The sequence below is a fragment of the Marinobacter sp. 1_MG-2023 genome (genome assembly GCF_030549045.1).
GTDB lineage: Bacteria > Pseudomonadota > Gammaproteobacteria > Pseudomonadales > Oleiphilaceae > Marinobacter.
The window spans coordinates 503,765-528,825 of sequence record NZ_JAUOST010000001.1 but is presented as its reverse complement, the minus strand read 5'-3'; the positions used below and the strand labels follow the sequence as shown (position 1 = coordinate 528,825).

Annotated in this window: 19 protein-coding genes; 11 read left to right on the top strand and 8 right to left on the bottom strand. The window is 54.2% G+C overall.

Features of this window, described 5'->3' with window-relative positions:
• The first annotated feature begins 240 nt into the window (after positions 1–240).
• Positions 241–1,605, top strand: coding sequence for a KamA family radical SAM protein (locus Q4606_RS02385; RefSeq protein WP_303606540.1), 1,365 nt, complete (start codon positions 241–243; stop codon positions 1,603–1,605).
• 343 nt (positions 1,606–1,948) lie between these two features.
• A complete protein-coding gene (locus Q4606_RS02380; RefSeq protein WP_303606539.1) occupies positions 1,949–3,937 on the top strand; it encodes a hypothetical protein in 1,989 nt (662 codons plus the stop codon).
• Between the two features lie 49 nt (positions 3,938–3,986).
• Here the strand turns inward: Q4606_RS02380 and Q4606_RS02375 are convergent, their stop codons facing one another.
• Together Q4606_RS02375 and trxA are read right to left on the bottom strand one after the other, a co-directional pair.
• Entirely contained in the window at positions 3,987–5,144 is a 1,158-nt protein-coding gene (locus Q4606_RS02375; RefSeq protein ID WP_303606538.1) for a helix-turn-helix transcriptional regulator, read from the bottom strand.
• A gap of 167 nt (positions 5,145–5,311) precedes the next feature.
• Positions 5,312–6,175 carry a thioredoxin gene (gene trxA, locus Q4606_RS02370; protein WP_303596783.1) on the bottom strand — a complete coding sequence of 288 codons (864 nt, stop codon included), beginning with the start codon at positions 6,173–6,175 and terminating at the stop codon, positions 5,312–5,314.
• 173 nt (positions 6,176–6,348) lie between these two features.
• Here trxA and lon point away from each other — a divergent pair, with 173 nt between their 5' ends.
• A complete protein-coding gene (lon, locus tag Q4606_RS02365; protein ID WP_303606537.1) occupies positions 6,349–8,799 on the top strand; it encodes an endopeptidase La in 2,451 nt (816 codons plus the stop codon).
• Between the two features lie 20 nt (positions 8,800–8,819).
• Here lon and Q4606_RS02360 read toward each other — a convergent pair whose 3' ends face one another.
• A complete protein-coding gene (locus tag Q4606_RS02360; protein WP_303596785.1) occupies positions 8,820–9,320 on the bottom strand; it encodes a MarR family winged helix-turn-helix transcriptional regulator in 501 nt (166 codons plus the stop codon).
• Between the two features lie 347 nt (positions 9,321–9,667).
• Between Q4606_RS02360 and Q4606_RS02355 the strand changes: the two genes are divergently transcribed.
• The 8 genes from Q4606_RS02355 to Q4606_RS02320 all read left to right on the top strand — a co-directional run bounded on the left by Q4606_RS02355 (position 9,668) and on the right by Q4606_RS02320 (position 18,146).
• Positions 9,668–10,780, top strand: coding sequence for a branched-chain amino acid ABC transporter substrate-binding protein (locus tag Q4606_RS02355; protein WP_303596786.1), 1,113 nt, complete (start codon positions 9,668–9,670; stop codon positions 10,778–10,780).
• A 161-nt stretch (positions 10,781–10,941) separates the two neighbouring features.
• Positions 10,942–11,865 (top strand): high-affinity branched-chain amino acid ABC transporter permease LivH, encoded by a 924-nt coding sequence (gene livH, locus Q4606_RS02350; RefSeq protein ID WP_303596787.1) that lies wholly within the window; start codon positions 10,942–10,944, stop codon positions 11,863–11,865.
• Entirely contained in the window at positions 11,865–13,136 is a 1,272-nt protein-coding gene (locus Q4606_RS02345) for a high-affinity branched-chain amino acid ABC transporter permease LivM (RefSeq protein WP_303606536.1), read from the top strand. The genes livH and Q4606_RS02345 overlap by 1 nt, the downstream gene beginning before the upstream one ends.
• A gap of 6 nt (positions 13,137–13,142) precedes the next feature.
• A complete protein-coding gene (gene livG, locus Q4606_RS02340) occupies positions 13,143–13,898 on the top strand; it encodes a high-affinity branched-chain amino acid ABC transporter ATP-binding protein LivG (RefSeq protein WP_303606535.1) in 756 nt (251 codons plus the stop codon).
• An 8-nt stretch (positions 13,899–13,906) separates the two neighbouring features.
• Complete coding sequence (locus Q4606_RS02335; RefSeq protein ID WP_303596848.1) at positions 13,907–14,608, top strand: ABC transporter ATP-binding protein; 702 nt, start codon at positions 13,907–13,909, stop codon at positions 14,606–14,608.
• A 275-nt stretch (positions 14,609–14,883) separates the two neighbouring features.
• The gene (locus Q4606_RS02330; RefSeq protein WP_303596790.1) at positions 14,884–15,348 is read left to right on the top strand and encodes a DUF3015 domain-containing protein; all 465 of its coding nucleotides are present in this window, start codon (positions 14,884–14,886) and stop codon (positions 15,346–15,348) included.
• 84 nt (positions 15,349–15,432) lie between these two features.
• Positions 15,433–17,298 carry a DUF4105 domain-containing protein gene (locus Q4606_RS02325; protein WP_303606534.1) on the top strand — a complete coding sequence of 622 codons (1,866 nt, stop codon included), beginning with the start codon at positions 15,433–15,435 and terminating at the stop codon, positions 17,296–17,298.
• Positions 17,268–18,146, top strand: coding sequence for an alpha/beta hydrolase (locus Q4606_RS02320; protein WP_303606533.1), 879 nt, complete (start codon positions 17,268–17,270; stop codon positions 18,144–18,146). The genes Q4606_RS02325 and Q4606_RS02320 overlap by 31 nt, the downstream gene beginning before the upstream one ends.
• Positions 18,147–18,383: 237 nt before the next feature.
• On the opposite strand, the gene pnp is transcribed toward Q4606_RS02320, so the two are convergent.
• From pnp to infB, 5 genes are all read right to left on the bottom strand, one after another.
• Positions 18,384–20,471, bottom strand: coding sequence for a polyribonucleotide nucleotidyltransferase (pnp, locus tag Q4606_RS02315; RefSeq protein WP_303596849.1), 2,088 nt, complete (start codon positions 20,469–20,471; stop codon positions 18,384–18,386).
• Between the two features lie 336 nt (positions 20,472–20,807).
• Positions 20,808–21,077: a 30S ribosomal protein S15 gene (gene rpsO, locus Q4606_RS02310; RefSeq protein ID WP_303596793.1), complete on the bottom strand. Its 270-nt coding sequence runs from the start codon at positions 21,075–21,077 to the stop codon at positions 20,808–20,810.
• Positions 21,078–21,154: 77 nt separating this feature from the next.
• A complete protein-coding gene (truB, locus tag Q4606_RS02305) occupies positions 21,155–22,084 on the bottom strand; it encodes a tRNA pseudouridine(55) synthase TruB (protein ID WP_303606532.1) in 930 nt (309 codons plus the stop codon).
• A complete protein-coding gene (gene rbfA, locus Q4606_RS02300) occupies positions 22,081–22,503 on the bottom strand; it encodes a 30S ribosome-binding factor RbfA (RefSeq protein ID WP_303596795.1) in 423 nt (140 codons plus the stop codon). Before rbfA ends, truB begins: the two co-directional genes overlap by 4 nt.
• Positions 22,503–25,058, bottom strand: coding sequence for a translation initiation factor IF-2 (infB, locus tag Q4606_RS02295; RefSeq protein WP_303596796.1), 2,556 nt, complete (start codon positions 25,056–25,058; stop codon positions 22,503–22,505). The genes rbfA and infB overlap by 1 nt, the downstream gene beginning before the upstream one ends.
• Between the last annotated feature and the right edge of the window lie 3 nt (positions 25,059–25,061).

Sequence of the window (25,061 nt, the reverse complement as noted above, 5' to 3'; positions counted from 1 at the left end):
CATTACCGCGCTAAACGATGAAAACATAAAGCCGAGCGCCAACAAGACCACAAATACTTAGCAATTTCATAGCGTTAAAATAGATACGCCAAAAACAAAAAAACGAACCTCCCTGTTTTTTAATTAGACCTGAAACTAAACAGCAATTTATGTATACTCCCCTGCCCATTTTTTGACCACCGGAGCGGCGCTGATTTTGCCCTCCTGACATTTAGTACTTACAACTACAGAGGGCGAACCATGAATTCAATCGTCACGTTTCCCAACCGGATTCCCACTGCTGAATTCGAGGAGCGACGCTTCAAGGTTTATACGGACCGACAGCTAGACAAGATCGAGATCATTCAAAACCTTCCGGAAGAGACCCTGTTTGAGATGAAGGTAGTAGCCAGCGTGCTACCCTTCCGGGTAAACGAATACGTGATCAACGAGCTGATCAACTGGGACAAGGTGCCCAACGACCCTATCTATCAGTTGGTTTTTCCGCAGAAGGGGATGCTGAAAGACGAGCACTTTGAGCGCATGGCCAGAATGCACCGCGAAGGTGCCGAGAAAAAAGAGATCCAGGCCGTCGCCAAAAAAATCCGCGATGAACTGAACCCTCACCCGGCCGGCCAGATGGAAATGAATATGCCGGAACTGGAAGGCGAAGTGCTCGACGGCGTGCAACACAAATACCGCGAGACCGTGCTGTTCTTCCCTGCCCAGGGCCAAACCTGCCACTCATACTGCACTTTCTGTTTCCGCTGGGCGCAGTTCGTGGGCGACAAAGACCTGAAGATGTCCAGCACCGAAGCCGAGAAGCTTCACGGCTACCTGCAGGAGCACACGGAGGTCACCGATCTGCTGGTTACCGGCGGCGACCCCATGGTAATGAAAACGAAAAGCCTGGTTCAGTATCTTGAGCCTCTGCTGCAGCCAGAGTTTGATCACATCCAGACCATCCGCATCGGCACCAAGGCCCTGACCTTCTGGCCATACCGTTTCGTGACGGATAAAGATGCCGACGAACTGATCGACCTGTTCGCCAAACTGGTAGACGCAGGCAAGCACGTCGCGATCATGGCCCACTACAATCATTGGCAGGAAATCACCACGGACATCGCTGAAGAGGCCATCCGCCGCATCCGGGCAACCGGCGCCGAAATCCGTGCGCAAGGCCCGCTGATCAAACATGTAAACGATGACGCAGACGCCTGGGCCAAACTCTGGAAGAAAGAAGTGCAGCTGGGCATCATCCCTTACTACATGTTTGTGGAGCGCGACACCGGAGCCAAGAACTACTTTGAAGTGCCTCTTGCGGAAGCCTTTCACATCTACCGCGAAGCCATGAAAAAAGTCAGCGGCCTGGCCCGAACAGCCCGCGGCCCCAGCATGAGCGCCGGCCCCGGCAAAGTGGAAATTCAGGGCATCACGGAAGTACACGGCGAGAAGGTCTTTGTACTGCGCTTTTTGCAGGGCCGCAATCCGGACTGGGTTCAGCGCCCCTTCTTTGCCAGGTACAGCGAAACTGCAACCTGGCTGCACGAGCTTGAGCCGGCGTTCGGTGAGGAGAAGTTCTTTTTTGAGGATGAGTTTGAAGCGATGAAGAACGGGAATGGCTAAGGCCGCCGCCTGACTGCGGTATAGCTTCACAGAAAGGCCGGGTGGAAGGATTCACCTGGCTTTTTTCATTTTCAGCCCCCCCCTGCGAGCAGCATTCGAGGCCTGCCATAAAGCGCCTGAACCTGAACTAAATAGTTAAAAACAGTGAATTAGTGTTTCATTATATATCCGGGCTTCACTCACCAGACAGGCTAAAGCCAGCGCCCGCTTGGGCTCAGCCCCATCTTCCCGGATTTCCCAAAAAAGCGCTGCAATCCCGACACCCCCATATGGGGGCATGCACCCCAAAAAGCACGTGATAGCTTCATCGACTTCAACATTGGCGGTTCATAAGGAGTTTTCGGTGAAACTAATAAAACACATGGCTATCGCGGGCGCGCTGTCCTCTTCACTCTTGGTTGTTGGATGTGGTGGGTCGTCAAGTAATGACTCATCACAAGGCTCTCCGGCTAGCCTTCTGGACATTTCTGGCACAGCAGAAGCGCCGTCGGGCGCAGTCGCCCACTACGAAACGCAAAGCGCACTTCAACTGGCACTGAACTTTTTCGTGTCGCCGCTTGCTGCCGCAATTACAGGTCTTGATCCGATCAGCGGCGCTACGGTTGAACTTATCAGAGTAGACAATAACGGAGCTCAGGAGGGAGACGTACTGGCAACCACAGTTACCTCTGTCACTGGCGACTACACCCTTACGCTGCCTGAGGGAGTGAACCTCGCAGGCAACCTGGTGGTAAGGATTAACGGCAGTAATGATTCTCTTCGTGCCCAGGTCGTGGAAAAAGACGTGGATATCTCTCCGGTATCCGAGTTCGTGCTACGCAAATTCGTTAGCCAAGGTGCGGCACTGGATCAGTTGCTTGTAACCGATGTCGTAAAACTTTCTGGCCGAGTGGAAGAGTTTGATATCACGCTGGCAAATTCTGTAAACCTGGAGGCAGCGTTTTCAGCCCTGGAAAATGAAATCGGCGATTTCGTCGAAAGCGAAGTAGCCGTTGCAGCATCCACCAGTGGCAACGCTGCAGGCATTGCCGGCGACTATCGGAGTTCAGCGTTTTCGTTTGCTCTGCACGACAGCGACAACAACACCTTCGGCACCTACGCCAACGACCTCTGGGCCAGCACCTTTACGTTCGCAAATAACGGCAACGGCGACGTTACCGTAACGCACCTCAAAGAGGACTCTGCTTATGGCGACTTGTCGGGCTCCGCGCTGAACCAAAGCAACATCTATTACGAAGCAGAAACCGAGACTATTAACGAGAGCTTTGCTGCAACCTTGACCGCCAGCGGAATACTATCGATTACAGGTGAGTTTGAGGAAGATATTGAAGAAGACTACGGCTGGCGCTACCCCGCCGGCATCTACAATCTGCAACAGGTTGCAGATACCGGGTTGTTTTTCATGGTGTCAAACGAGGGCGCAGTCAGATACGAAACTACCGACACCAACAACGACGGGATCAACGACGCAATCGACCCTGACCTGAAATCAGGTGACGAAGTCTTCCGCACGCTGGAGATATTCAGCCGGCAACCGACCGCATTTACCAATAGCGACCTGTCCGGGAAGTTCGGCCGGGTGTTTCTGGAGTCCTGGCTGGCAAGCGACACCATTGAGCTTCAGACCGAAATCAACACACTTACCTTTGATGGTGCGGGTAATTTCGACTATGGCGCCGTCAACGATGGCCACCTTATAGGCCTGAGCTCATCAGGAACCTCCTATGAATCGATTACAGAAGCCGGCGAACTCAATCAGCCCATGGTAATTACCCCAGACGGTGACATCACCTCAGCCGGTGGCGAACCATCAGATGGTTTTATCAGTGACACTTTTGACTTCCTGGCGTTCGCCGAAGCCGAAGGCACCAATCAACAAGACGCTCAAACCAGCAAGACACTGCTGGTGAAGCTGCCAACAACGGCGCCAACGGTCACCGACAACAGGTATCGCATGCTGCTGACCTCGATGAAGCTGGGGGCCGGTGCCGAACTACTGATGTCATCCAGCAAGTTCAATACCTTCCTCACCATGGGTTCGGAAACAAGCGGCAACATTGACGGAGCATTCTTTGAAGTTCGCAAAACCGGCCTGGGGGGCGATATCAGCGTCTCCACTGATACCGCTGAAGCCATCGAGGTAGACGTTGCTCTTGGCGGTGCTGACATAAGCACCCTGACGGTTTCGGGTGAGGGCGGCGGCACAACCACCATGGAAGGCTTCTTCAACGAAAATGCAACCCTCGGCGTGTTTGCACTGAGCTATACAGAAACTGCAAACAGTGATCCGGATGAGCTGGGCCTGGTTGTACTGATAAAAACCAGCGACTAACGTCGCTGACGGCATGGAGCTTCTATCACGAAGCTCCATGCCGCTCTTTTTATCTCAACAGTGCCGAAAGAATTGTACTGATCAGCTGACCTTGCCGAGTTTGTCCGGTTTTATGAAATATCTGCTTCAGATAACTACGAATCGTTGACTCGCTTTTACACCGCTTTTCGGCGATATCTTTCAGGCTAAGCCCTGTCACGAGATCCTCACACACCTCCGCCTCAACCGGTGACAGAGCAAAAAACTCGGCAATTGCGCCAGCATCGGGAAATACTCGCGCATCCGAACCAATAACAGTGATCAGCACACCTGCCGTGAGCAGCTCGTTATATTCAAGAGGCCGGATAGACATTACCAGTGGTGACCCAGAATCGCGATTGATGACCAAAGTTTCAGGCCGGGCGACGCCGCCACCTATTGCGGCATCTGAGGCTCGCGTAATAGTACGAAAAAACATCTTCTGCGTGACATCAGACTGAAAGCAGAAGCGCTGAGACCGGATGGCAAGGCAACGCTCGCTCTCCAGCAATTGATCTCCGCGCTGGTTCGCAAGCACCACCATACCCCGGTTATTCAGCACAAAAGCTGCCTCGGGAATCAATTCAACTATTGCTGAAAGCGACTGCTCAGTGCTCGGATGCTGATGAAACGTTTGCGCAAGACTGACTGTTTGCCGCACGAACGGTACAAGGCGATTCATGGCCTCAAGTTCCTCTGGTAAATAAGGACCTTGAGCAACAGTTCGCTGAATGGTTAGCAGGATGATGTGTGTGTCAGAAGCATCTACCACTAACCAGGCAGAATCAAGCATGTTCTGGTCTGATTCCCAGCGTTCGTAGTCATCGCCGGGCGGGCCCTGTTCTAGTAACGGCAAGGCTGAGTTGAACACTCCTGGCTGCTGGGTGATAGCATGACTGGTGACCGCGTCGTGCGCGATCATGTTGTTATCCAGGTACCAGCCCAGAAACTCGTCCGAAAGCCCGGCGTGCCAGATGTGCTCAAGAGCTATTGGAGTTCGTCGGATGAAGGAGAGTTGGGCGGCACATCCGTTAACGGATCTGCTCAGCATAGCCAGAAAATCGTGGAAGCCAGCCTGGTGCTGCAAAGCCTCGTACAGACACTGGATCAGCTCAGGTTCGTTGGGCAAGACCCGTTGAGGTTTCGAAGATCCATGAAAAAGTTGAGATTTCAGTGGTTGAGACGCCATGAAATCCCCCGCTTATGTTATTTACATGGATGCTGGCCACCCAGCTCAACCAGTCAAACTATAGAAGAGTTTCAAAAGATGTGAAGCAAAAATAGATATATCGCTATATATTCGGCCCAGAGCGCCGGCCATGCACAAAGGCATGGCGCTGGCTCCGACATGCGGAATTAATGCATCAGCGTATACAGCTTACGCCGATAAGCACGCACATCTGGATTGTTATTACCCAGTTTCTCAAACAACTCAACCAGCGTGGTTTTAGCCACTTCGTCTTTATATTTGCTGTCCACCTGCATCAAACGAATCAGCAACTCCATGGCTTCGGCATTCTTTTCCTGCAGCACCTTGTGAAGTGCGAGCAGGTGCAGCGCGTTAGGATCTTTCGGATCCTGCTCCAGAGCCATTTCAAGATCCTTTACCGGTGGAAGTTCTGCCGATTGTTTCAGGAACTTTATCCTGGCCGCCAGCTGCTTTGCCTGGTGCTGCAGTTTCTCCTCAGGGGGCAGGCTTTCAAGCACCTGCTCAGCGGTTTGAAGATCGCCGGTTTCGGCTTTCAGCTGGGCAAGATCAATCAGCACCTTGAGGTTCTCCGGATCTTCCCTGTTCATTTCTGACAGTATTTCCATCGCGCCTTCGATATCGCCCTCTTCCCAGATGCGATGGGCTTTGTCGTAAGGAGCCTCTTCCGGCAGTTCGATATGCTTTTCCAACACCTTGCGAATTTCACTTTCTGGCAAGGCACCATTAAATCCATCAACCGCCTGGCCATCCTTCACCAGGATGATAGTTGGCAGGCTGCGCACACCCAGGCTGGATGTGAGCTGCTCCTGCTCATCCGCGTTAACCTTGGCCAGCAGGAACGCGCCATTATATTCGTTCGCCAGCTTTTCCAGCAGGGGCATAAGCTGTTTGCAGGGCGCACACCACTCCGCCCATACATCCACAAGTACGGGCGTGGAAGCAGAGGCGTCCATAACCTCCTGCTGGAAGTTTTCCATGGTGGCTTCAAATATATGGGGAGAGCTGCTCATGTCGGGCACCTGAGTTGTTCGCAACGTTGACTATTGGTTATTGCGTAGATGGGGTGCAGGGGGCTGAAATTCAAGACTGCTATCCAGGGTATTAGCAAAGCCCATGCTTGAAAATATGACTTTAGGCTTCAGTTAGTAAACAGATACTTCTCCTACCAGGAAGCTGATACGGCATGAAAAACGAAAAAGACAACGACTCCCTGACAGAGTTTGAGGAAGATGTCACTGAGTACATCGGCAAGAACGAACACAGCAAAGAGCTCGTTCTGCCCCAGCATTCCATGCCCAAGCGGATGTATGTGCTGCCGGTCTCAAACCGGCCATTTTTCCCGGCCCAGGTGCAACCGGTCGTAGTCAACCAGGAACCCTGGCAAGAAACCCTGAAGCGAGTGAGCGAAACCGACCACAAAATGCTCGGGATCTGTTTTGTGAATGATCACCAATCCGGGCAGAGCGTGCCAGAGAGCGACACGCTGGCAGAGGTTGGCTGCGCGGTGCGCATTCATCACGCACAGAACAAAGACGGAAACGTGCAGTTTATTGCGCAGGGGCTACAGCGCTTTCGCATCGTACAGTGGCTGCGCCGCAAGCCTCCGTATCTGGTCGAGGTTGAGTACCCGCAGGAGCCGGAGGAAGATGCAGATGAAACCAAGGCCTACACACTGGCTATCATCAATGCCATTAAAGAGCTGCTGCGGACCAACCCGCTGTATGGCGAGGAGGTAAAGCAGTACCTCTCACGCTTTGGTCCGGAAGACAGCTCTCCGCTGACGGACTTCGGCGCATCCATGACCAGCGCCCCCGGACAGGAACTGCAAGATGTATTGAATACAGTACCCCTGCTGAGGCGCATGGAAAAAGTACTTCTGCTGATGCGCAAAGAGTTGGAAGTGGCGCGCCTTCAGTCTGAAATCAGCGAAGAAGTAAATGAGAAGGTGCAGAAACACCAACGTGATTTTTTCCTGAAGGAGCAACTGAAGGTCATTCAGCGCGAGCTGGGCATATCGAAAGATGACAAGACGGCAGATGCCGAGCGATTTGAAAGCCGAATGGCAGAGCTGAGTCCACCCGAACCCGTACAAGAGCGCTTTGACGAAGAACTGCAAAAGCTTCAGATTCTGGAGCAGGGTTCTCCGGAGTATGGCGTTACCCGCAATTATCTGGATTGGCTAACACAGGTACCCTGGGGCCAGCACTCAGAAGATCAGTTCGATCTGGCGCAAGCTCGCAACATTCTGAACCGAGATCACGACGGGCTTGATGATGTAAAAGACCGGATAATCGAGTTCCTCGCCGAAGGTACTTTCAAAGGTGAAGTCAGTGGCTCGATATTGCTACTCGTCGGCCCACCGGGTGTAGGTAAAACTTCCATAGGCCACTCAGTGGCGGACGCTCTCGGGCGCAAGTTCTACCGGTTCAGCGTTGGCGGCATGCGGGACGAAGCTGAAATCAAAGGTCACAGACGCACCTATATCGGCGCCATGCCGGGCAAATTCGTGCAAGCGCTGAAAGACACCAAAGTAGCCAACCCGGTGATCATGCTGGATGAAATCGACAAGATTGGCGCGTCCTATCAGGGTGATCCGGCTTCTGCGCTTCTGGAAACCCTGGACCCGGAACAGAACAAAGAATTCCTGGACCACTACCTGGATGTCCGCATGGATTTGTCCAAGGTGTTGTTCATTTGCACGGCCAACCAGCTCGACACCATTCCGCGGCCGCTACTGGACCGCATGGATGTTATCCGCCTGTCGGGCTATATCGGCGAGGAAAAGCTGGCCATCGCCAAGCATCACCTGTTGCCGCGCCTTTTGAAACGGGCCGGACTGCTTAAAAAGCAGTTCAACATAACCGATGCTGCCATCCGCCAGATCATCGAAGGTTATGCCCGTGAAGCGGGCGTCCGAAACCTTGAAAAAATGCTGCATAAAGTCATGCGCAAAGGCATCGTAAAACTGCTGGAAGCCCCGGATGAACCGGTGAAGGTGGGCGTAGCCGATTTGCAGGAATATCTGGGGCAACCTGTATTCCGTAAAGAAAAAGCGCTCAAAGGCATTGGCGTTGTAACCGGGCTGGCCTGGACGTCCATGGGTGGTGCAACGTTAGGCATTGAGGCGTCCCGCATTCATTCCAGCCAACGCGGCTTCAAACTGACCGGCCAGCTTGGCGATGTCATGAAAGAATCGGCTGAAATCGCTTACAGCTATGTTTCCTCGAACCTGAAACGGTTCAAAGGCGACCCCGGTTTTTTCGATAAATCCTTCGTGCATCTTCATGTACCGGAAGGCGCAACACCCAAGGACGGCCCCAGTGCGGGTGTTACCATGGCAACGGCTTTACTCTCTATCGCTCGCAGAGAAGCCCCCCAGCAGAATACAGCGATGACCGGGGAGCTGACACTCACCGGCCAGGTTCTTCCTGTGGGCGGTATCCGCGAGAAAGTCATTGCGGCCCGCAGGCAGAAAATCAGCAATCTGATTCTGCCGGAAGCGAACAGGGGCGATTATGAGGAACTACCGGAATACCTGAAGGAAGGCCTGACGGTCAACTTTGCCAAGCACTACAATGATGTTTTTCAGGTGTGCTTTGGCAACAAGCCCCGGTCCGGGTCATCAGTGCACTGATTCGGTTAGAGAGAAAAGGCTTAACCCTTTTCTCTCTCTTTCCATCCATCATCTTTCAGAACCGGGCCTATATCCAGAACCGGAGAAGCATCTATGTCATCGGCATCCATCATATTCGCGACCCGCTGAATAGACGCGAGAATCATGTTCTGCTCCCACTCATCAAGGCTCTGGAACTTCTTGATGAAATCCTCCTGTAGCGGGTTCGGGGCACGGGAAAGTATATCTGCCCCTCCCTCGGTCAGGTGCGCGTGAACCTTACGCTTATCCTGCGTACTGCGAACGCGGTAGACCAGCGCCCGATGCTCCAGTCGATCAAGAATGGTTGTAACCGTGGCCTGGCTCAGGCTGACCTTGTCGGCAATAGTGCCAATGGTAACCTCGCCCAGATCCCGGATGGTCCGCATGATCAAAAGTTGCGGGCCGGTAAGCCCGGCATTTTTACTAAGACGCTTGGAGTGAAGATCCGTCGCCCGAATGACACGCCTGAGTGCCACCAGAACATGCTCATGATTGCTCACTGTGTTACTTGCTCCGCTGAAGCCTTCCGGCTTTTGTTTACACCACTAACTATTAGAGGTCGTGACACTTTTAATTGCAAGTAGCGATTTCCCTCTCGGCTCACCTCGCAGATGAACTCGTACCAGTTCACAGTTCCCTATCAGCATCAGCGTCGAACAGTTGCGCGACCGGGAAAGCTTGCGCAAACTGAGCTTCCCGGATCATCCTGACGTTATAAATGCTTGAGCCGGCAAATGTTAAATAATCAAAGAAGCCTTGGGCTAGCTTGACAAGGTTGGATGTGTAGTGTTTGTTTAGACTTCTGAGAACATCAAGAATAACCCTGAACCTGACAGGACAGACACAAATGACAACTTCACTGAAAAAACTCGTTACTGCCGTTAGCGCGTCCGTTGCCCTGATGGGTGCCGGACACGCAGCCGCGGAGATTCAGATTGGTATTGCAGGCCCGATGACCGGCCCGGTTGCCCAGTATGGTGATATGCAGTTCTCCGGTGCCCGTATGGCTATTGAGCAAATCAACGCTGCCGGCGGAGTGATGGGTGAACAGCTTGTCGCCGTTGAATACGACGACGTTTGCGACCCCAAGCAGGCCGTTACCGTGGCAAACCGGCTGGTTAACGATGGCGTTCAATACGTGATCGGTCACCTTTGCTCCAGCTCTACTCAGCCTGCGTCAGACATCTATGAGGACGAAGGCATTCTGATGGTCACCCCAGCCTCAACCAGCCCGGAAATCACCGAGCGCGGTTATGAACTGGTTTTCCGCACCATTGGTCTCGATAGCATGCAGGGCCCAGTGGCCGGCAACTACATTGCCAGCCAGAACCCGGAGCGCGTTGCGATCGTTCACGATAAGCAGCAGTACGGTGAAGGTATCGCTACAGCCGTTCGCGACACCCTGAAAGACAAGGGCATCGAAATTGCCATGTTTGAAGGTATTACCGCGGGCGACAAGGATTTTTCCTCCCTCGTCACCAAGCTCAAGCAGGCAGACGTTGATTACGTTTACTATGGCGGCTATCACCCTGAACTGGGGCTGATTTTGCGCCAGGCACGCCAGGCTGATCTCGATGCGAAGTTCATGGGGCCTGAAGGCGTTGGCAACAAGGATATCAACACCATTGCAGGTGAAGCCGCGGAAGGGCTTTTCGTAACCCTGCCCCCAAGCTTTGACACAAAGGCGGAAAACCAGGAGCTTGTAAAGGCTTTCGAAGCCAAAGGTGAAGACCCTTCAGGCCCGTTCGTGCTGACCTCCTACGCCGCTGTACAGCTGGTTGCTGATGGTATCGAAGCTGCCAACTCGAAAGACCCGTTCGACGTTGCTGAAGCGCTACGCAGCGGCAGCTTTGAAACACCAATCGGCACTGTGCAGTACGACAAGGCCGGCGACATGAAGTCATTCGAGTTCGTTGTGTACGAATGGCATTCAGATGGCAGCAAAACTCCGGTAAACTAAGCCAAATCGTTAATTAACGGTAATCATGAGAGCACCTTCTCACCGCGATCCGGGAGAAGGTGTTTTTCTAGGCTCCTTAGGATCCTGCCTCACGTCCGGCCCGGTTATCCCGTGTCTGATGTGTTTCAGAGAAGGGAGCGGGCCTCCGGAGTCAAACAACAATGCAAGACCTCCTGTATTTCTCTCAACAGCTCATTAACGGGCTAACGATCGGGAGCGCCTACGCCCTGATCGCCATCGGTTATACGATGGTTTACGGCATCATTGGCATGATCAACTTTGCCCATGGTGAGATCTATATGATCGGCGCTTATACCGCGCTTATCGCCATTACCGGCCTGACCGCTCTAGGCCTTGCCTGGCTCCCACTAATCCTTATTGTTGCGCTTCTGTGCGCGATGATTGTTTCCAGCTCTATGGGCTGGGCAGTAGAACGGGTCGCCTATCGTCCGGTACGCGGCAGGCACCGCCTGATCCCGTTGATCTCTGCAATCGGTATGTCCATCTTCCTGCAGAACTACGTGCATCTCGCTCAGGGCTCCCGCAATGTCGGCTTTCCGGCGTTGATTGAAGGTGGGTTCAACTTTAGCGCTGATGGCGCCTTCGAGATGTCGCTGTCTTACATGCAGATCACCATTTTTGTGACCACATTAATTTGCATGACGGCACTATCGTTGTTTATTTCCCGCTCCCGCACAGGTCGCGCCTGCCGGGCAGTTTCCCAGGATCTCGGCATGGCCAGCCTTCTGGGCATCGACACCAACCGTATTATTTCAGCCACTTTCATCATAGGTGCTGCACTGGCTGCGGTTGCCGGCTTACTTCTGGGCATGTACTACGGTTCGGTTGATCCCTTGTTTGGCTTCATCGCAGGGCTAAAAGCCTTTACAGCAGCCGTGCTTGGCGGCATCGGCAGCATCCCCGGCGCCATGCTCGGAGGCCTGATTCTCGGCGTTTCTGAAAGCATGACATCCGGCTACCTCAGCGGTGAATATAAAGACGTCGTGTCCTTTGGCTTGCTGATCCTCATTCTGCTGTTCAAACCCACGGGCCTGCTTGGCAAACCGGAGGTTGAGAAGATCTGATGGCTGCTAACAATTACAGACACGCACTGTTCTGTGCGATTGTCACGCTGATTATTTCGTTCCCTATTCTTGGGTTCAACCTGGAAGCCAAGGGCATCAACATCACGCTCACCGGAGCCACAACCTCAACCATCATTGCGGTGATCCTGGCGGCGGTAGCGGTTTTCGTGTTCCAGGCGTTCCGTGACTCGTTCATGGGCATGCTGGGCAAACTGCCGAATCTCAACCCACTGGCCGGCAAAGAGCCCATGGAGCAATCCAAACGGGTCAAACTCGAGTCCTGGGTGCTGACCGGCATAGTTGTGTTCGCACTATTCTGGCCCTTTCTTGTGTCGCGAGGTTCGGTAGATCTGGCCACGCTGGTGCTTATCTACATCATGCTGGCACTCGGCCTTAACGTAGTTGTCGGCCTCGCCGGGCTGCTGGATCTGGGGTACGTGGCGTTTTACGCCGTGGGCGCTTATACATTTGCGCTGCTTTCCCAGTACATCGGCATCTCTTTCTGGATGGCCCTGCCCATCGGCGCGTTACTGGCCGGGCTCACCGGGATGATTCTGGGCTTCCCGGTGTTACGTCTCAGAGGGGACTATCTGGCGATCGTTACCCTGGGCTTTGGCGAGATTATCCGCATACTGCTCAACAACTGGACAACTCTGACGGGTGGCCCCAATGGCATCGGCGGCATTCCCGAACCTACGCTGTTTGGCATGGAGTTTGGTCGCCGAATAAAAGAGGAAGGTAACACCTCCTTCCACGAAACCTTTGGTATTGCCTACAGCGGTGAGCACAAAGTTATCTTCCTGTACCTGATTGCTCTGGTGCTTGCGGTGATTACCGCCCTGATTATCCGACGCTTCATGCGCATGCCCGTCGGCCGTGCCTGGGAGGCCCTGCGAGAAGACGAGATCGCTGCCCGCTCCCTCGGACTTAGCCGCACGGCGGTCAAGCTCTCGGCCTTTACCATTGGCGCGTTCTTCGCTGGTTTTGCAGGCACTGTGTTTGCCTCCAAGCAGGGCTTTATCAGCCCGGAGTCCTTTGTATTCCTGGAATCCGCCATCATCCTGGCAATTGTGGTTCTGGGCGGTATGGGCTCACAGTTGGGCGTCATACTGGCAGCTATTGCAGTCACCATTCTGCCGGAGCTCGCACGGGAGTTCTCCGAATACCGCATGCTGATTTTCGGCGCTGCCATGGTGCTGATGATGGTCTGGCGGCCGCAGGGTCTGCTACCCATGCGCCGTATCCACATCACACTGAACAAGCAGGGGTGACAGACAATGCTTGAAGTACAGAATCTGTCCATGCGCTTTGGCGGCCTGTTGGCAGTAGACGGCGTTTCACTGGACGTGAAGGAACGGGAAATCGTTTCAATTATTGGCCCCAATGGTGCCGGAAAAACCACTGTATTCAACTGCATGAGCGGTTTTTACAAGCCTTCCGGTGGCAAGATCATTTTTGAGGGCAGAGAAGTACAGGGCATACCGGATTACAAGATTTCCCGGCTGGGAATGGTGAGAACCTTTCAGCACGTGCGCCTGTTCACTCAAATGACCGTTGTGGAAAACCTGCTTGTCGCCCAGCATCGCCACCTCAACACCAACATGCTTGCCGGGCTTTTTGGCACGCCCAATTATAAAGAACGCGAGCGCAAAGCACTGGACCGTGCCGCCTACTGGCTGGAACGTGTCGGGCTTCTTGACCTTGCCAACCGGGATGCAGGCAACCTGGCCTACGGTCAGCAGCGGCGGCTTGAAATTGCGCGCTGCATGGTCACCGAGCCCAAACTGCTGATGCTCGATGAGCCCGCGGCCGGCCTCAACCCGGCGGAAACGAAAGAGCTCAATCAGCTGATCGTCAGCCTGAAAGAGGACTACAACGTTTCCGTAGTGCTGATTGAGCACGATATGAGTCTGGTAATGGATATCTCCGACCGCATAAACGTCATTAACCAGGGCCGCCCCCTGGCCAGTGGTACGCCGGAAGAAATCCGCCACAACGACGACGTGATCAATGCCTACCTGGGCGAGGCCTGACTATGAGCATGCTTGTACTAGAAGACGTCCACACTCATTACGGCAAAATTGAGGCCCTTCACGGGGTCTCGGTTGAAGTAAACAAGGGTGAAATCGTCTCGCTGATCGGTGCCAACGGCGCCGGAAAAACGACTCTGCTGATGACTGTATGTGGAATGCCCCAAGCCAGTTCCGGACGCGTCATCCTGGAAGGTCGGGATATCACTACCGAGCCCACTGCGCAGATCATGCGTTCAGGCCTGGCGATAGTACCTGAAGGTCGGCGCATCTTCTCTGGCCTGACGGTTGAAGAAAACCTTCACATGGGCGGGTTCTTCAACACCAAATCCGAGATCCGCAAAAGCCAGTCCCACGTTTACGAGCTGTTCCCACGCCTGAAAGAGCGTGAACACCAGCGCGCGGGCACCATGTCAGGCGGCGAACAACAGATGCTGGCCATAGGCCGGGCGTTGATGAGTCGCCCCAACATGATCATCCTGGACGAGCCATCTCTCGGGCTGGCACCGCTTATCATCAAGCAGATCTTCGAGATTATTGGCCACCTGCGGGATGAAGGCATTACCGTGTTCCTGGTGGAGCAGAACGCTCACCAGGCGCTGCACCTTGCTGACCGGGGATATGTGCTGGAAACAGGGAAAATCCGGCTACATGATACGGGCAAAAATCTGCTGGCCAACCCGGATGTGCAAAACGCCTATCTGGGCGGCTGAGCAGGCTATTCTGACGCCTCTGAACCGGAGCTTGCTCCGGTTTTTTTACGCCCTGATTTTACCTTGAGGTCGGATGAGGGGAACAAATAGTCTGGCAAAATCAAATAGTCACAGAGGTATAGACTTGCGGTTATCAAATCTGCACTATACTTAAGGCAACGGTCTTAGTACTTGTTTCTGCGGGAATCCGTCAGGGGCCGTTCCCACGCAGCCAGTAACAGTGCTGGCTATGTGTTTTTTTGCGACGACTGTAAAAATATTCAATGGAGTGGAAAATGAAAAAACTGATCGCAGGTGCAATTCTTCTTGGTGCTTCTTCCATGGCTTTTGCTCAACCGGGCTGCGGCGTTGGCGCCATGATATGGAAAGGACAATCCGGCGTTGCCCCCCACGTGCTGGCGGCAACAACTAACGGTACATTCGGCAACCAGACATTTGGTATGACCTCGGGCACTCTGGGCTGCCAGACCAACGAGTCTGTTCAGTCAATGGCCATGTACATGGACAGCAACATCGATAAAGTAGCTCGCGACATGTCTCGCGGCAACGGTGAGAACCTGGAAACACTAGCGGTTCTTTTGGGCGTTGAAGAAGCAGATCGCGGCGCGTTCCGTGAAGTTATGCAGGATAATTTCGCAACTATTTTCCCAAGCTCCGAAACCACCTCCGGTGAAGCAGTAGACGCCATTGTTGCGCTGCTGGAAAAGAATGAGTCGCTGAGCAAATACGTAGCGGCCTGATAGCTGAACTGCAGGGACGCCCGAGCGCCAAGGATGGCGCGCTTCCCCCGTTTTACCATCTCCCACCGGAAATCGCATTTACCCATGAGCAACATGCTTCGCATTGGGCCAGCTGCGCTTTGGCTCATCATCAGCTTACCTCTGCAGGCTCAGATACAGGCGGCCGACAAACCCTTACATCTGGACCCTGCGTGGCTCACGCTCATTCACTACCAGCCTTCGCGACTTGGCGGTGGCTATACCAGCCAGGCCGATGATCCTGGTTTTTTTCTTAGCGAAAGCGGCAAGACCTCACCGAAAGCGGAACTCGAAGCGACACTGGACGCAATCCGGCAGCCGGGGAACGGAAACGAACACGCCAGATGCCGGTTCCCCGCAAGGGACGCCTGGCTTCGCAAACGCCTCGACCTTCCAGAAACGGCAGTGGACTGCCCCGGTTATCAGGAGTGGACGGACACGCTCAACACCGAAAGCGTTACCTTGGTTTTCGCGGCCTCTTACCTGAACAGCCCCTCATCAATGTTCGGACACACTTTTCTGCGGCTGGATCCACCACAGGAAGACGAGCAAACGAACCTGCTGCTTGCCAATACGATTTCCTACGCTGCCGATGCTGCCGCCCATGACAGCGAGCTGCTCTTCGCCTACCGGGGAATTTTCGGCGGTTACCCGGGAATTACAACCGTGCAGCCCTACTACGAAAAGATCAGGCTCTACTCAGACATTGAGCACAGGGACCTGTGGGAATACACGCTGAATCTCGATCAGCAGGAAGTGGATTTTATGCTGGCCCATGCATGGGAGATCCGCGACCGCAATTTTGATTACTATTTTTTTGACGAAAACTGCGCCTATCGCCTGCTCGCCCTTATCGATATCGCGCGCCCTGGAACCAACCTTCTGGATGAGGTAAGCACCCACGCCATACCATCCGACACAGTGCGCTGGGTCATCGACAAGGATCTGGTCAGTAAAGTGCATTATCGACCGTCAGCGGCCACCTCGGTTGCGCATAACCTTTCAACGCTATCCAGCTCGCATCAGACCCTTGCGGCGGCCATAGCCAATGGCTACGTAGAGCCAGACAGTGATGAAGTGCTTGCGCTCTCCCCACAGGAGCGCGCGCATGTGCTCGACGCCACCTACGACTACGTACGCTACCAAAGCGAGGCAGATAGCTGGCCAAGGGAAGTGGCAGCCCCACTCTCCCACAGCCTGCTGCGTGAACGCAGTAAAATCGATGGTGTTGCGCCACTCGAGGAACCACCCGAGCCGGAGGTACGTGACGACCAGGGCCACGATACCTTCCGCATCAGTCTGGGTGCCGGACAACTTGCCCATCGTGAGTTTACCCAGCTCACGTTTCGCCCGGCTTATCACGATATTCTCGATCCACCTGCCGGTTACCGCAGCGGCGCCCAGCTACAGTTCTTACGAGTGGATGCACGCTATTACACCGATAACGACGAACTGCAACTGGAACAGCTCACCGCCGTGGAAATCCGCTCCCTGAGCCCACGAAACGCGTTCTTCTCTCCCTTGTCGTGGCAAGTGGGCTTTGGTGGCCGCCGCACCGATACCGGAGAAAAAAGAGTTCTGGCGCCCTATCTGGAAGGTGGCGCAGGGGGTAGCTGGAGTCTTGGCCAACAAACCCAGGCATTTGCCATTGCGACGGCAGACCTGGAAATCGACGACGACCTGAGCCGTGGCTATGATGCTGCGCCGGGTGCAGACATTGGCCTGCTGCACCAAAACAACCGCTTCAGCCTGACAGCGGGCGCAAAAACCAAAGCCTGGATCGTTAGCAGCCAGCACCGGCAAGACCAGGTGTACGTCAAAGGAAACTGGCATATCGGCCGTGAATTCAGCCTGTTTGCGGAATTCACCCGGGAAGACCACTACGACAGGTACCAGAGCACATGGCAAGCCGGACTGCACGCTTACTTTTGAGAATGACGAAGCTGAAAACACCTCTGCTGAGTCTGTTTCTTGCGGCCGTTGCGCTATCGCAAAACGGCTGCAGCAGCCTGTTCTTCTTTCCTGACAAAACCACCTACATAACGCCAGACCGCCTCAACCTGACTTACGAAAATATATACCTCGACACGGCCGACGGCGAAACTCTCCACGGCTGGTGGCTGCCTGCTGAAAACGATGCGCTGGGCACCGTCTACTTCCTCCATGGCAACGCCCAGAACATCAGTAGCCACCTGCTCAACGTAGCCTGGTTGCCCGCAGAGGGCTACAACGTCTTCACCATCGACTATCGGGGTTACGGCAACTCCACCGGCGCACCGGACATAGAAGGCACCCTCCACGACTCCGAAACCGGCCTGCGCTGGCTCACCAACCAGCAAAATACGGAAAACACGCCCATATTCCTCCTTGGCCAAAGCCTGGGCGGCGCCCTCGGGCTAACCCTGGCCAGTGAGTGGGTACAACGGAGCGAAATGCCGGAGCTCAAAGGTGTCATCCTCGACGGCACCTTCTCAGGCTTCCGCGGTATAGCCAGAGAAAAACTCAACAGCTTCTGGCTGACCTGGCCAATCCAGGCACCTCTGAGCTGGACCATTCCCGGCGATTACGAAGGCGTAGACATGATCGCCAATATCAGCCCCGTGCCCGTCATGATCATTCACAGCGTCCGTGACGGCATCATCCCGTTCCACCACGGCCAGGCACTTTATGAAGCTGCTGCTGAACCGAAAGAATTCCTGCAAACGGATACGCCCCACGCGGCAACCTTTATCATTCCGGCTTATAGAGACGCCGTGCTGGAGTTTCTAAAAGCCGAGTAGCTATGTCACCAAGGCCGTTCAGGTAAATCTTTGGAACAGTTAACTCGAATGCGTAAGCGTTAGTCGGGAGGGCCGCTTCAAAACTGTAGAGGGCCAAGGATGGCCCGAAACAAGCCCACATGGACGTGCTCGTAGCGTGTTTTGAAGCGGCCCTCCCGACTAACGCCACCGCCCAAGCAAAAAACAAAAAACCCGCCAATCCAAAGGAAAGGCGGGTTTTTTTGTAGCTGCTAACTATCAGTCAGAAAAGTCAGTCGGCTGCTCGCCTTCTTTGACTTCCTTCATGGACAGCTTCACACGACCACGGTTGTCCACATCCAGAACCTTGACCAGAACTTCCTGACCTTCGCTGAGCTCGTCAGTCACATTCTCGATCCGGCGATCAGAGATCTGGGAAATGTGCACCAGACCATCCTTGCCAGGCAGGATGTTAACAAAGGCACCAAAGTCCACAATGCGCTCAACGCGACCCTTGTAGATAGCACCCACTTCAATCTCTGCAGTGATTTCCTTAACCCGGTTAACCGCCGCCTGGGCCGCTTCCTGGTTGTCTGCATAGATCTTCACGTTGCCGTCGTCATCCAGATCAATGGAAGCACCGGTCTCGTCACAGATAGAACGGATCATGGAACCGCCCTTACCGATCACGTCACGGATCTTCTCAGGGTTGATCTTGATAGCAGTGATGCTCGGTGCGCGCGGAGAAAGCTCGGTGCGCGATACAGAGATAACCTTATTCATCTCTTCCAGAATATGCTGACGCGCCGCGTAAGCCTGCTCCAGAGCGAGCTCCATGATCTCGTCGGTAATACCCTGGATTTTGATATCCATCTGCAGGGCAGTTACGCCGTCTTTGGTACCCGCAACCTTGAAGTCCATGTCACCAAGGTGATCTTCATCACCCAGGATGTCAGTCAGAATGGCGAACTTGTCACCTTCCTTGACCAGACCCATAGCAATACCGGCTACCGGGGCTTTCAAAGGAACACCCGCGTCCATCAGTGCGAGGCTTGAACCACAAACCGATGCCATGGAGCTGGAGCCGTTGGACTCAGTAATTTCGGAAACCGCACGAATGGCATACGGGAACTCTTCCAGGGTCGGCATAACCGCCATCACGCCGCGCTTCGCCAGACGACCGTGGCCGACTTCACGACGGCCAGGTGTGCCAACACGACCAGCTTCACCAACAGAATACGGAGGGAAGTTGTAGTGGAACAGGAAAGGATCCTTACGCTCACCTTCCAGTGCGTCAATAGTCTGTACGTCGCGGGAAGTGCCCAGAGTCGTGGTAACGATGGCCTGAGTTTCGCCACGGGTAAACAGCGCAGAACCGTGAACACTTGGCAGAATGCCAACTTCGATCTCGATCGGACGTACTGTTTTGTTGTCACGGCCATCGATACGCGGCTTGCCATCGATAACCTGCTGGCGAACGACTGACTTCTCGATTTTCGCGAAGTTTTTCTTAACATCATCTGCGGAAGGTTGGCCTTCCTCTTCGCCGGCAAGCTTTTCTACGGCAGCAGTCTTGATTTCACCAAGACGCTCGTAGCGAGCCATTTTGTCACGAATGCCATAAGCTTCTTCGATCGCGCCTGCGAACTCAGATTTAATCGCATCCAGCAGTTCAGTGTTTTCAACAGCTGGTTGCCACTCTCTGCGGGGCTTGCCATTTTCAGCAGCAAATTCCTTGATCGCTGTAACCGCAGCCTGCATTTCCTGGTGCGCGAACAGCACGCCACCCAGCATCTGGTCTTCTGTCAGGCCTTTGGCTTCGGATTCAACCATCAGAACGGCTTCGTCAGTACCGGCAACGACCATGTCCAGCAGAGAAGTCTTCAGCTCTTCAAAGCTCGGGTTTACAAAGTAACCCTTCTCATTGGTGTAACCTACACGACAGGCGCCAATAGGGCCGTCAAAAGGAATACCGGAGATTGCCAGGGCGGCAGAAGCGGCCAGCATGGCGGCGATATCAGGATCCTGCTGCTTGCTGGACGACATAACCGTACAGATAACCTGAGTCTCGTTCATATAACCGCTCGGGAACAGCGGGCGAATCGGACGGTCGATCAGACGGGATGTCAGTGTTTCTTTCTCGGAAGGACGGCCTTCGCGCTTGAAGAACCCACCCGGGATTTTGCCAACGGCATAGGTTTTTTCGAAATAGTTAACAGTCAGCGGGAAGAAAGGCTGGCCCGGCTTGGCTTCTTTAGCACCGACAACGGTACCCAGAACCGAGATGTCACCGATGGTGACGAGAACGGAACCTGAGGCCTGACGGGCAATACGACCCGTTTCCAGAGTGACGGTTTCGCCACCCATCTCAAATGATTTTTTACGCGGTTGCAGATCCACAACGAACTCCTGCGTTATCTGGTCAGAATGATTGAAGTGTGACTCTGAAAATACTCTGCCTGAAAGCTAACAGGCTGTTGCAAAACCCCGGCCAGGTAATCGGTACGCTGAGATCACGTACCGCCCGGGCTTTCAACAACCTGCTATCAATTTCAGCTTCCCAATACGACAGACAATTCCGGAATCACTAAAATACTCAATGCGGTGATGAAAAACACAACCGGCAGGCCCCCTGAGGAACCCGCCGGCCGGTAGCTGCCTCCGGAACAATACCGGAGCAGCCGTCAGGTCGTAAGACCGGATTTAGCGACGCAGTCCCAGGCGCTTGATCAGCTCCAGGTAACGGTCACCATTTTTCTTACGAAGGTAGTCCAGCAGCTTACGACGCTGGTTAACCATGCGAATCAGGCCACGGCGGGAATGGTGATCCTGCTTGTTAGCCTTGAAATGATCCTGCAGCTTGTTGATGTTGGCGCTCAGCAGTGCAACCTGCACTTCCGGGGAACCAGTATCACCATCAGCTTGCTGATAATCTTGAACGATCTGTGCTTTTTCATTGGCAGAAAGTGCCATAACTCACCTCATGTTTGCGATGCTGTTAAATCCGGCCGAACCGCGCATCTCTACAGCCCGGCTAAACAACGGTCTACTTAACGCTTACCGTTGTCACTTACCAGCCGGCGAGGCACCAGTTTGGTTTCCTCGCCTTCCGGCAATGCTTCTGCAAGCCCTACAAAACCTTCATTGCCATATATGCGCAAAAAGCCTTCGTAAGCTCGACCCGGTATTCTAACCGGTTGTCCGTTCAATATCGACACCAACGACTGGCCCGACAAGCGGTGCTCAGGGAACATCGAGAGCGCGGCATCAGGCGCAACCAGAAGGCCGTCGAGACTTTCTCCACGTTCGCGCATGGCCTCCAGGTCTGGCACTGCATGGGCATCTGAGAGCGTGAACCCGGCCGCCAAAGTACGTCTCAGTGCGATAACGTGAGCACCGCAACCCAGAACTTCGCCGATGTCTTCGACGAGTGAGCGAATGTACGTACCCTTGGTGCACTTAACTGCGATATCCATTTCGTTCTCACGCACATCAAGAAGTCGGAGTTCGTAAATGGTTACCGGGCGCGCCGGGCGTTCCACTTCAATGCCTTCACGGGCATATTCGTAGAGCGGGCGACCATTGTGTTTGAGTGCGGAATACATGGAGGGAACTTGCTGGATATTGCCACGAAACTGCTCGAGCACCGGTTCAAGCACTTCCGGCGACAAGTCTGTTGGCACAGGCTTGGTAGCAACGACTGCGCCCTCGCTGTCACCCGTCTCCGTGCGTTCGCCAAGGCGTGCGGTGGCAATATAGGCTTTGTCGCTGTCCAGCATCATCTGCGAAAACTTCGTAGCTTCGCCGAAGCACAGGGGCAGTACGCCGGTCGCAAGCGGATCAAGTGCGCCAGTATGGCCAGCCTTTGCGGCACCATAAAGACGCTTGACCTCCTGAAGGATACCGTTAGAGGTAATACCCTGCGGCTTGTCTATTACCAGAATGCCACTAACATCACGGCCTTTACGTCTGCGACTCAAGCGTTGGACTCCGGATCATTCTGGCTCTGGTCTTCCGATTCAACGGCCGGCTTATCGCCAACTGCTTCACGGATCAGGCTATCCATTCTACGGCTGTAGCCTTGCAGGGCATCAAAGTGGAACCGAAGCTGCGGAATAACCCGCAACTTCATGGCTCTACCCACCTGGCCACGAAGAAACCCTGCGGCTCTGTTCAGCACCGAAATCGAATCCTTGACCTCGGGAGACTCTGCAGTGAGCTCCTCAGTGGTCAACAGTGAGACATAGATATCGGCGTAGCCAAGGTCACGACTGACCTTGACTGCGTTAACCGTTACCATGCCTAACCGCGGATCCTTTACTTCGCGCTGAATCAGCTGGGCAAGCTCACGCTGCATCTGATCGCCAATGCGATCAATACGACTGAACTCTCTAGGCATCAGGCCCCCGTAGATTCGAGTTTACGCTCGACTCTGATACGGTCGAAGACTTCGATCTGGTCACCGACCTTCACGTCGTAGCCTTTAACACCAATACCACATTCCATACCGTTACGGACTTCAGGCACATCGTCCTTGAAGCGACGCAGGGATTCCAGCTCGCCCTCAAAGATCACCACGTTATCACGCAGTACACGGATCGGTTTGTTCCGGTATACGTTGCCTTCGGTCACCATGCAGCCAGCCACCTGGCCGAACTTCGGCGAACGGAACACATCGCGAACATCTGCAATGCCTACGATATCTTCACGGAATTCTGGTGCCAGCATGCCCGTCAACGCTGCTTTCACATCGTCCAGCAGGTTATAGATAATGCTGTAGTAGCGCAGATCCAGACCTTCCTGCTCCACCAGACGCTTGGATGCGGTATCGGCACGCACGTTAAAGCCGAAAATAACAGCATTGGTCGCCATCGCGAGGCTCACGTCTGTCTCGGCAATACCACCAACGCCAGAAGATACGATCTTCACCTGCACTTCTTCGTTACCCAGATCCTGCAGCGACTTGGTGATTGCTTCCAGAGAGCCGCGAACGTCTGTTTTCAGCACAACGTTGAGGGTTTTAACCTCATCTTTGCCCATGTTCTCGAACAGGTTCTCAAGCTTGGCCGCCTGCGCTCGCTGCAAACGCTGCTCGCGCTCTCGAACATGGCGGAACTCTGCCAGTTCTTTGGCCTTACGCTCATTGGCTACGGCAAAGAACTCATCGCCAGCATTTGGTGTGCCATTGAGGCCAAGAATCTCGACCGGAATAGACGGACCAGCTTCTTTCACTTGCTTGCCAGCCTCGTCCGTCATTGCGCGCACCTTACCGAAGTAAGAACCTGCAACAACCATATCACCCTGGCGCAAGGTACCGTTTTGAACAAGAACGGTCGCTACAGAGCCGCGACCACGCTCAAGGCTGGACTCAACCACTACACCTTGGGCAGGCGCGTCGGGCGAGGCTTGCAGCTCAAGAATTTCTGCTTGCAGCAATACCGCTTCCAGCAGATTGTCGACGCCTTCCCCTGAGTGCGCGGAGATAGGTACAAACTGAACGTCGCCACCCCAGTCTTCCGGGATAACCTCAATTGCCGCCAGCTCGTTCTTCACGCGGTCGGGGTCGGCCTGTTCTTTATCCATCTTGGTGATAGCGACAACGATGGGCACACCGGCAGAGCGGGCATGTTCAACCGCTTCTTTGGTTTGCGGCATAACGCCATCATCAGATGCTACAACCAGAATAACAATGTCCGTGCACTGAGCACCACGGGCGCGCATTGCGGTAAACGCCGCGTGGCCAGGGGTATCCAGGAACGAGATCATTCCGTGATCAGTCTCTACGTGGTAGGCACCAATATGCTGGGTAATACCACCAGACTCACCGGAAGCGACTTTGGTGCGGCGAATGTAGTCCAACAGGGAGGTTTTACCATGATCAACATGACCCATCACACTCACAACAGGTGCGCGCTTGGCCTTAACCTTGCCTTCAACACTGAATTCGCTGAGCACGCCTTCTTCAAACGCATCATCACTGATCGGCTTGGCCTTGTGACCCAGTTCTTCAACAACAAGAGTCGACGTCGCCTGATCCAGCGGCTGGTTAATGGTCGCCATTACACCCATGCCCATCAAAGTCTTGATGACATCACCGGATTTAACAGCCATCCGTTGGGCAAGATCGCCAACGGTAATAATTTCTGGAACTTCTACTTCTCTGACCATTGGTTTGGTCGGCCTCTCGAAGCCATGACGCTTCTCTTTGGGTTTCTTTTTCGCTCGCAGTGGTTTGCGCAACGTGGTGTCATCGTCGTCTTCCGAGATCACCAGCGGCTCCTCTGCAGAGCGACCACGTGGACCACGGTGGCCGGCCTGTTTCTTCTTAGGCTTGCCATCATCAGTCTCGTCGCCACGCTCACGAACTTTTTCTTTCTTTTTCTTCGGTTTCCGATCTTTGCCTTCGCCCTCTGCTGGAGGGGGAATCGGAATATCTTCCGGAGCAGGGGCGGGCTCAGGCGCTGCTTTCGGCTCCGCCTTCTCTGAAGAAGCCTTATCTTCAGCTACCGGCGCTTCGGCTTTCACAGATTCAGCCGGTGCTTCTGCCTCTACCTGGGGTGCCTGTTCAGCCGCCACATCCGCAGCAGTTTCTGTCGGCTGCGGCTCAACTTTCTGCTCTTCCTGAAGCTCTTCCGGCGCCTCAGCTTCCGGCTCAGGCGTAAGCTCAGCGCGTTTTACGTAAGTGCGCCGCTTGCGCACTTCTACATTGACGGTCTTGGCCTTACCGGCCTTGAGCGTGGTTGTAGTTTTGCGCTTCAGTGTAATTTTGTTCGGCTCAGCGCCTGCTTCACCGTGGGTCTTTCTCAGATAGGCCAGCAACTGCTGCTTCTCATCGCTGGAGACAGCGTCGTTTTCTGAGCGGGCTTTCAGGCCGGCTTCCACGATCTGTTTCAGCAAACGATCCACGGGAGCGCCTACATCATCGGCCAGTTGTTTTACCGTTACTTCAGCCATACT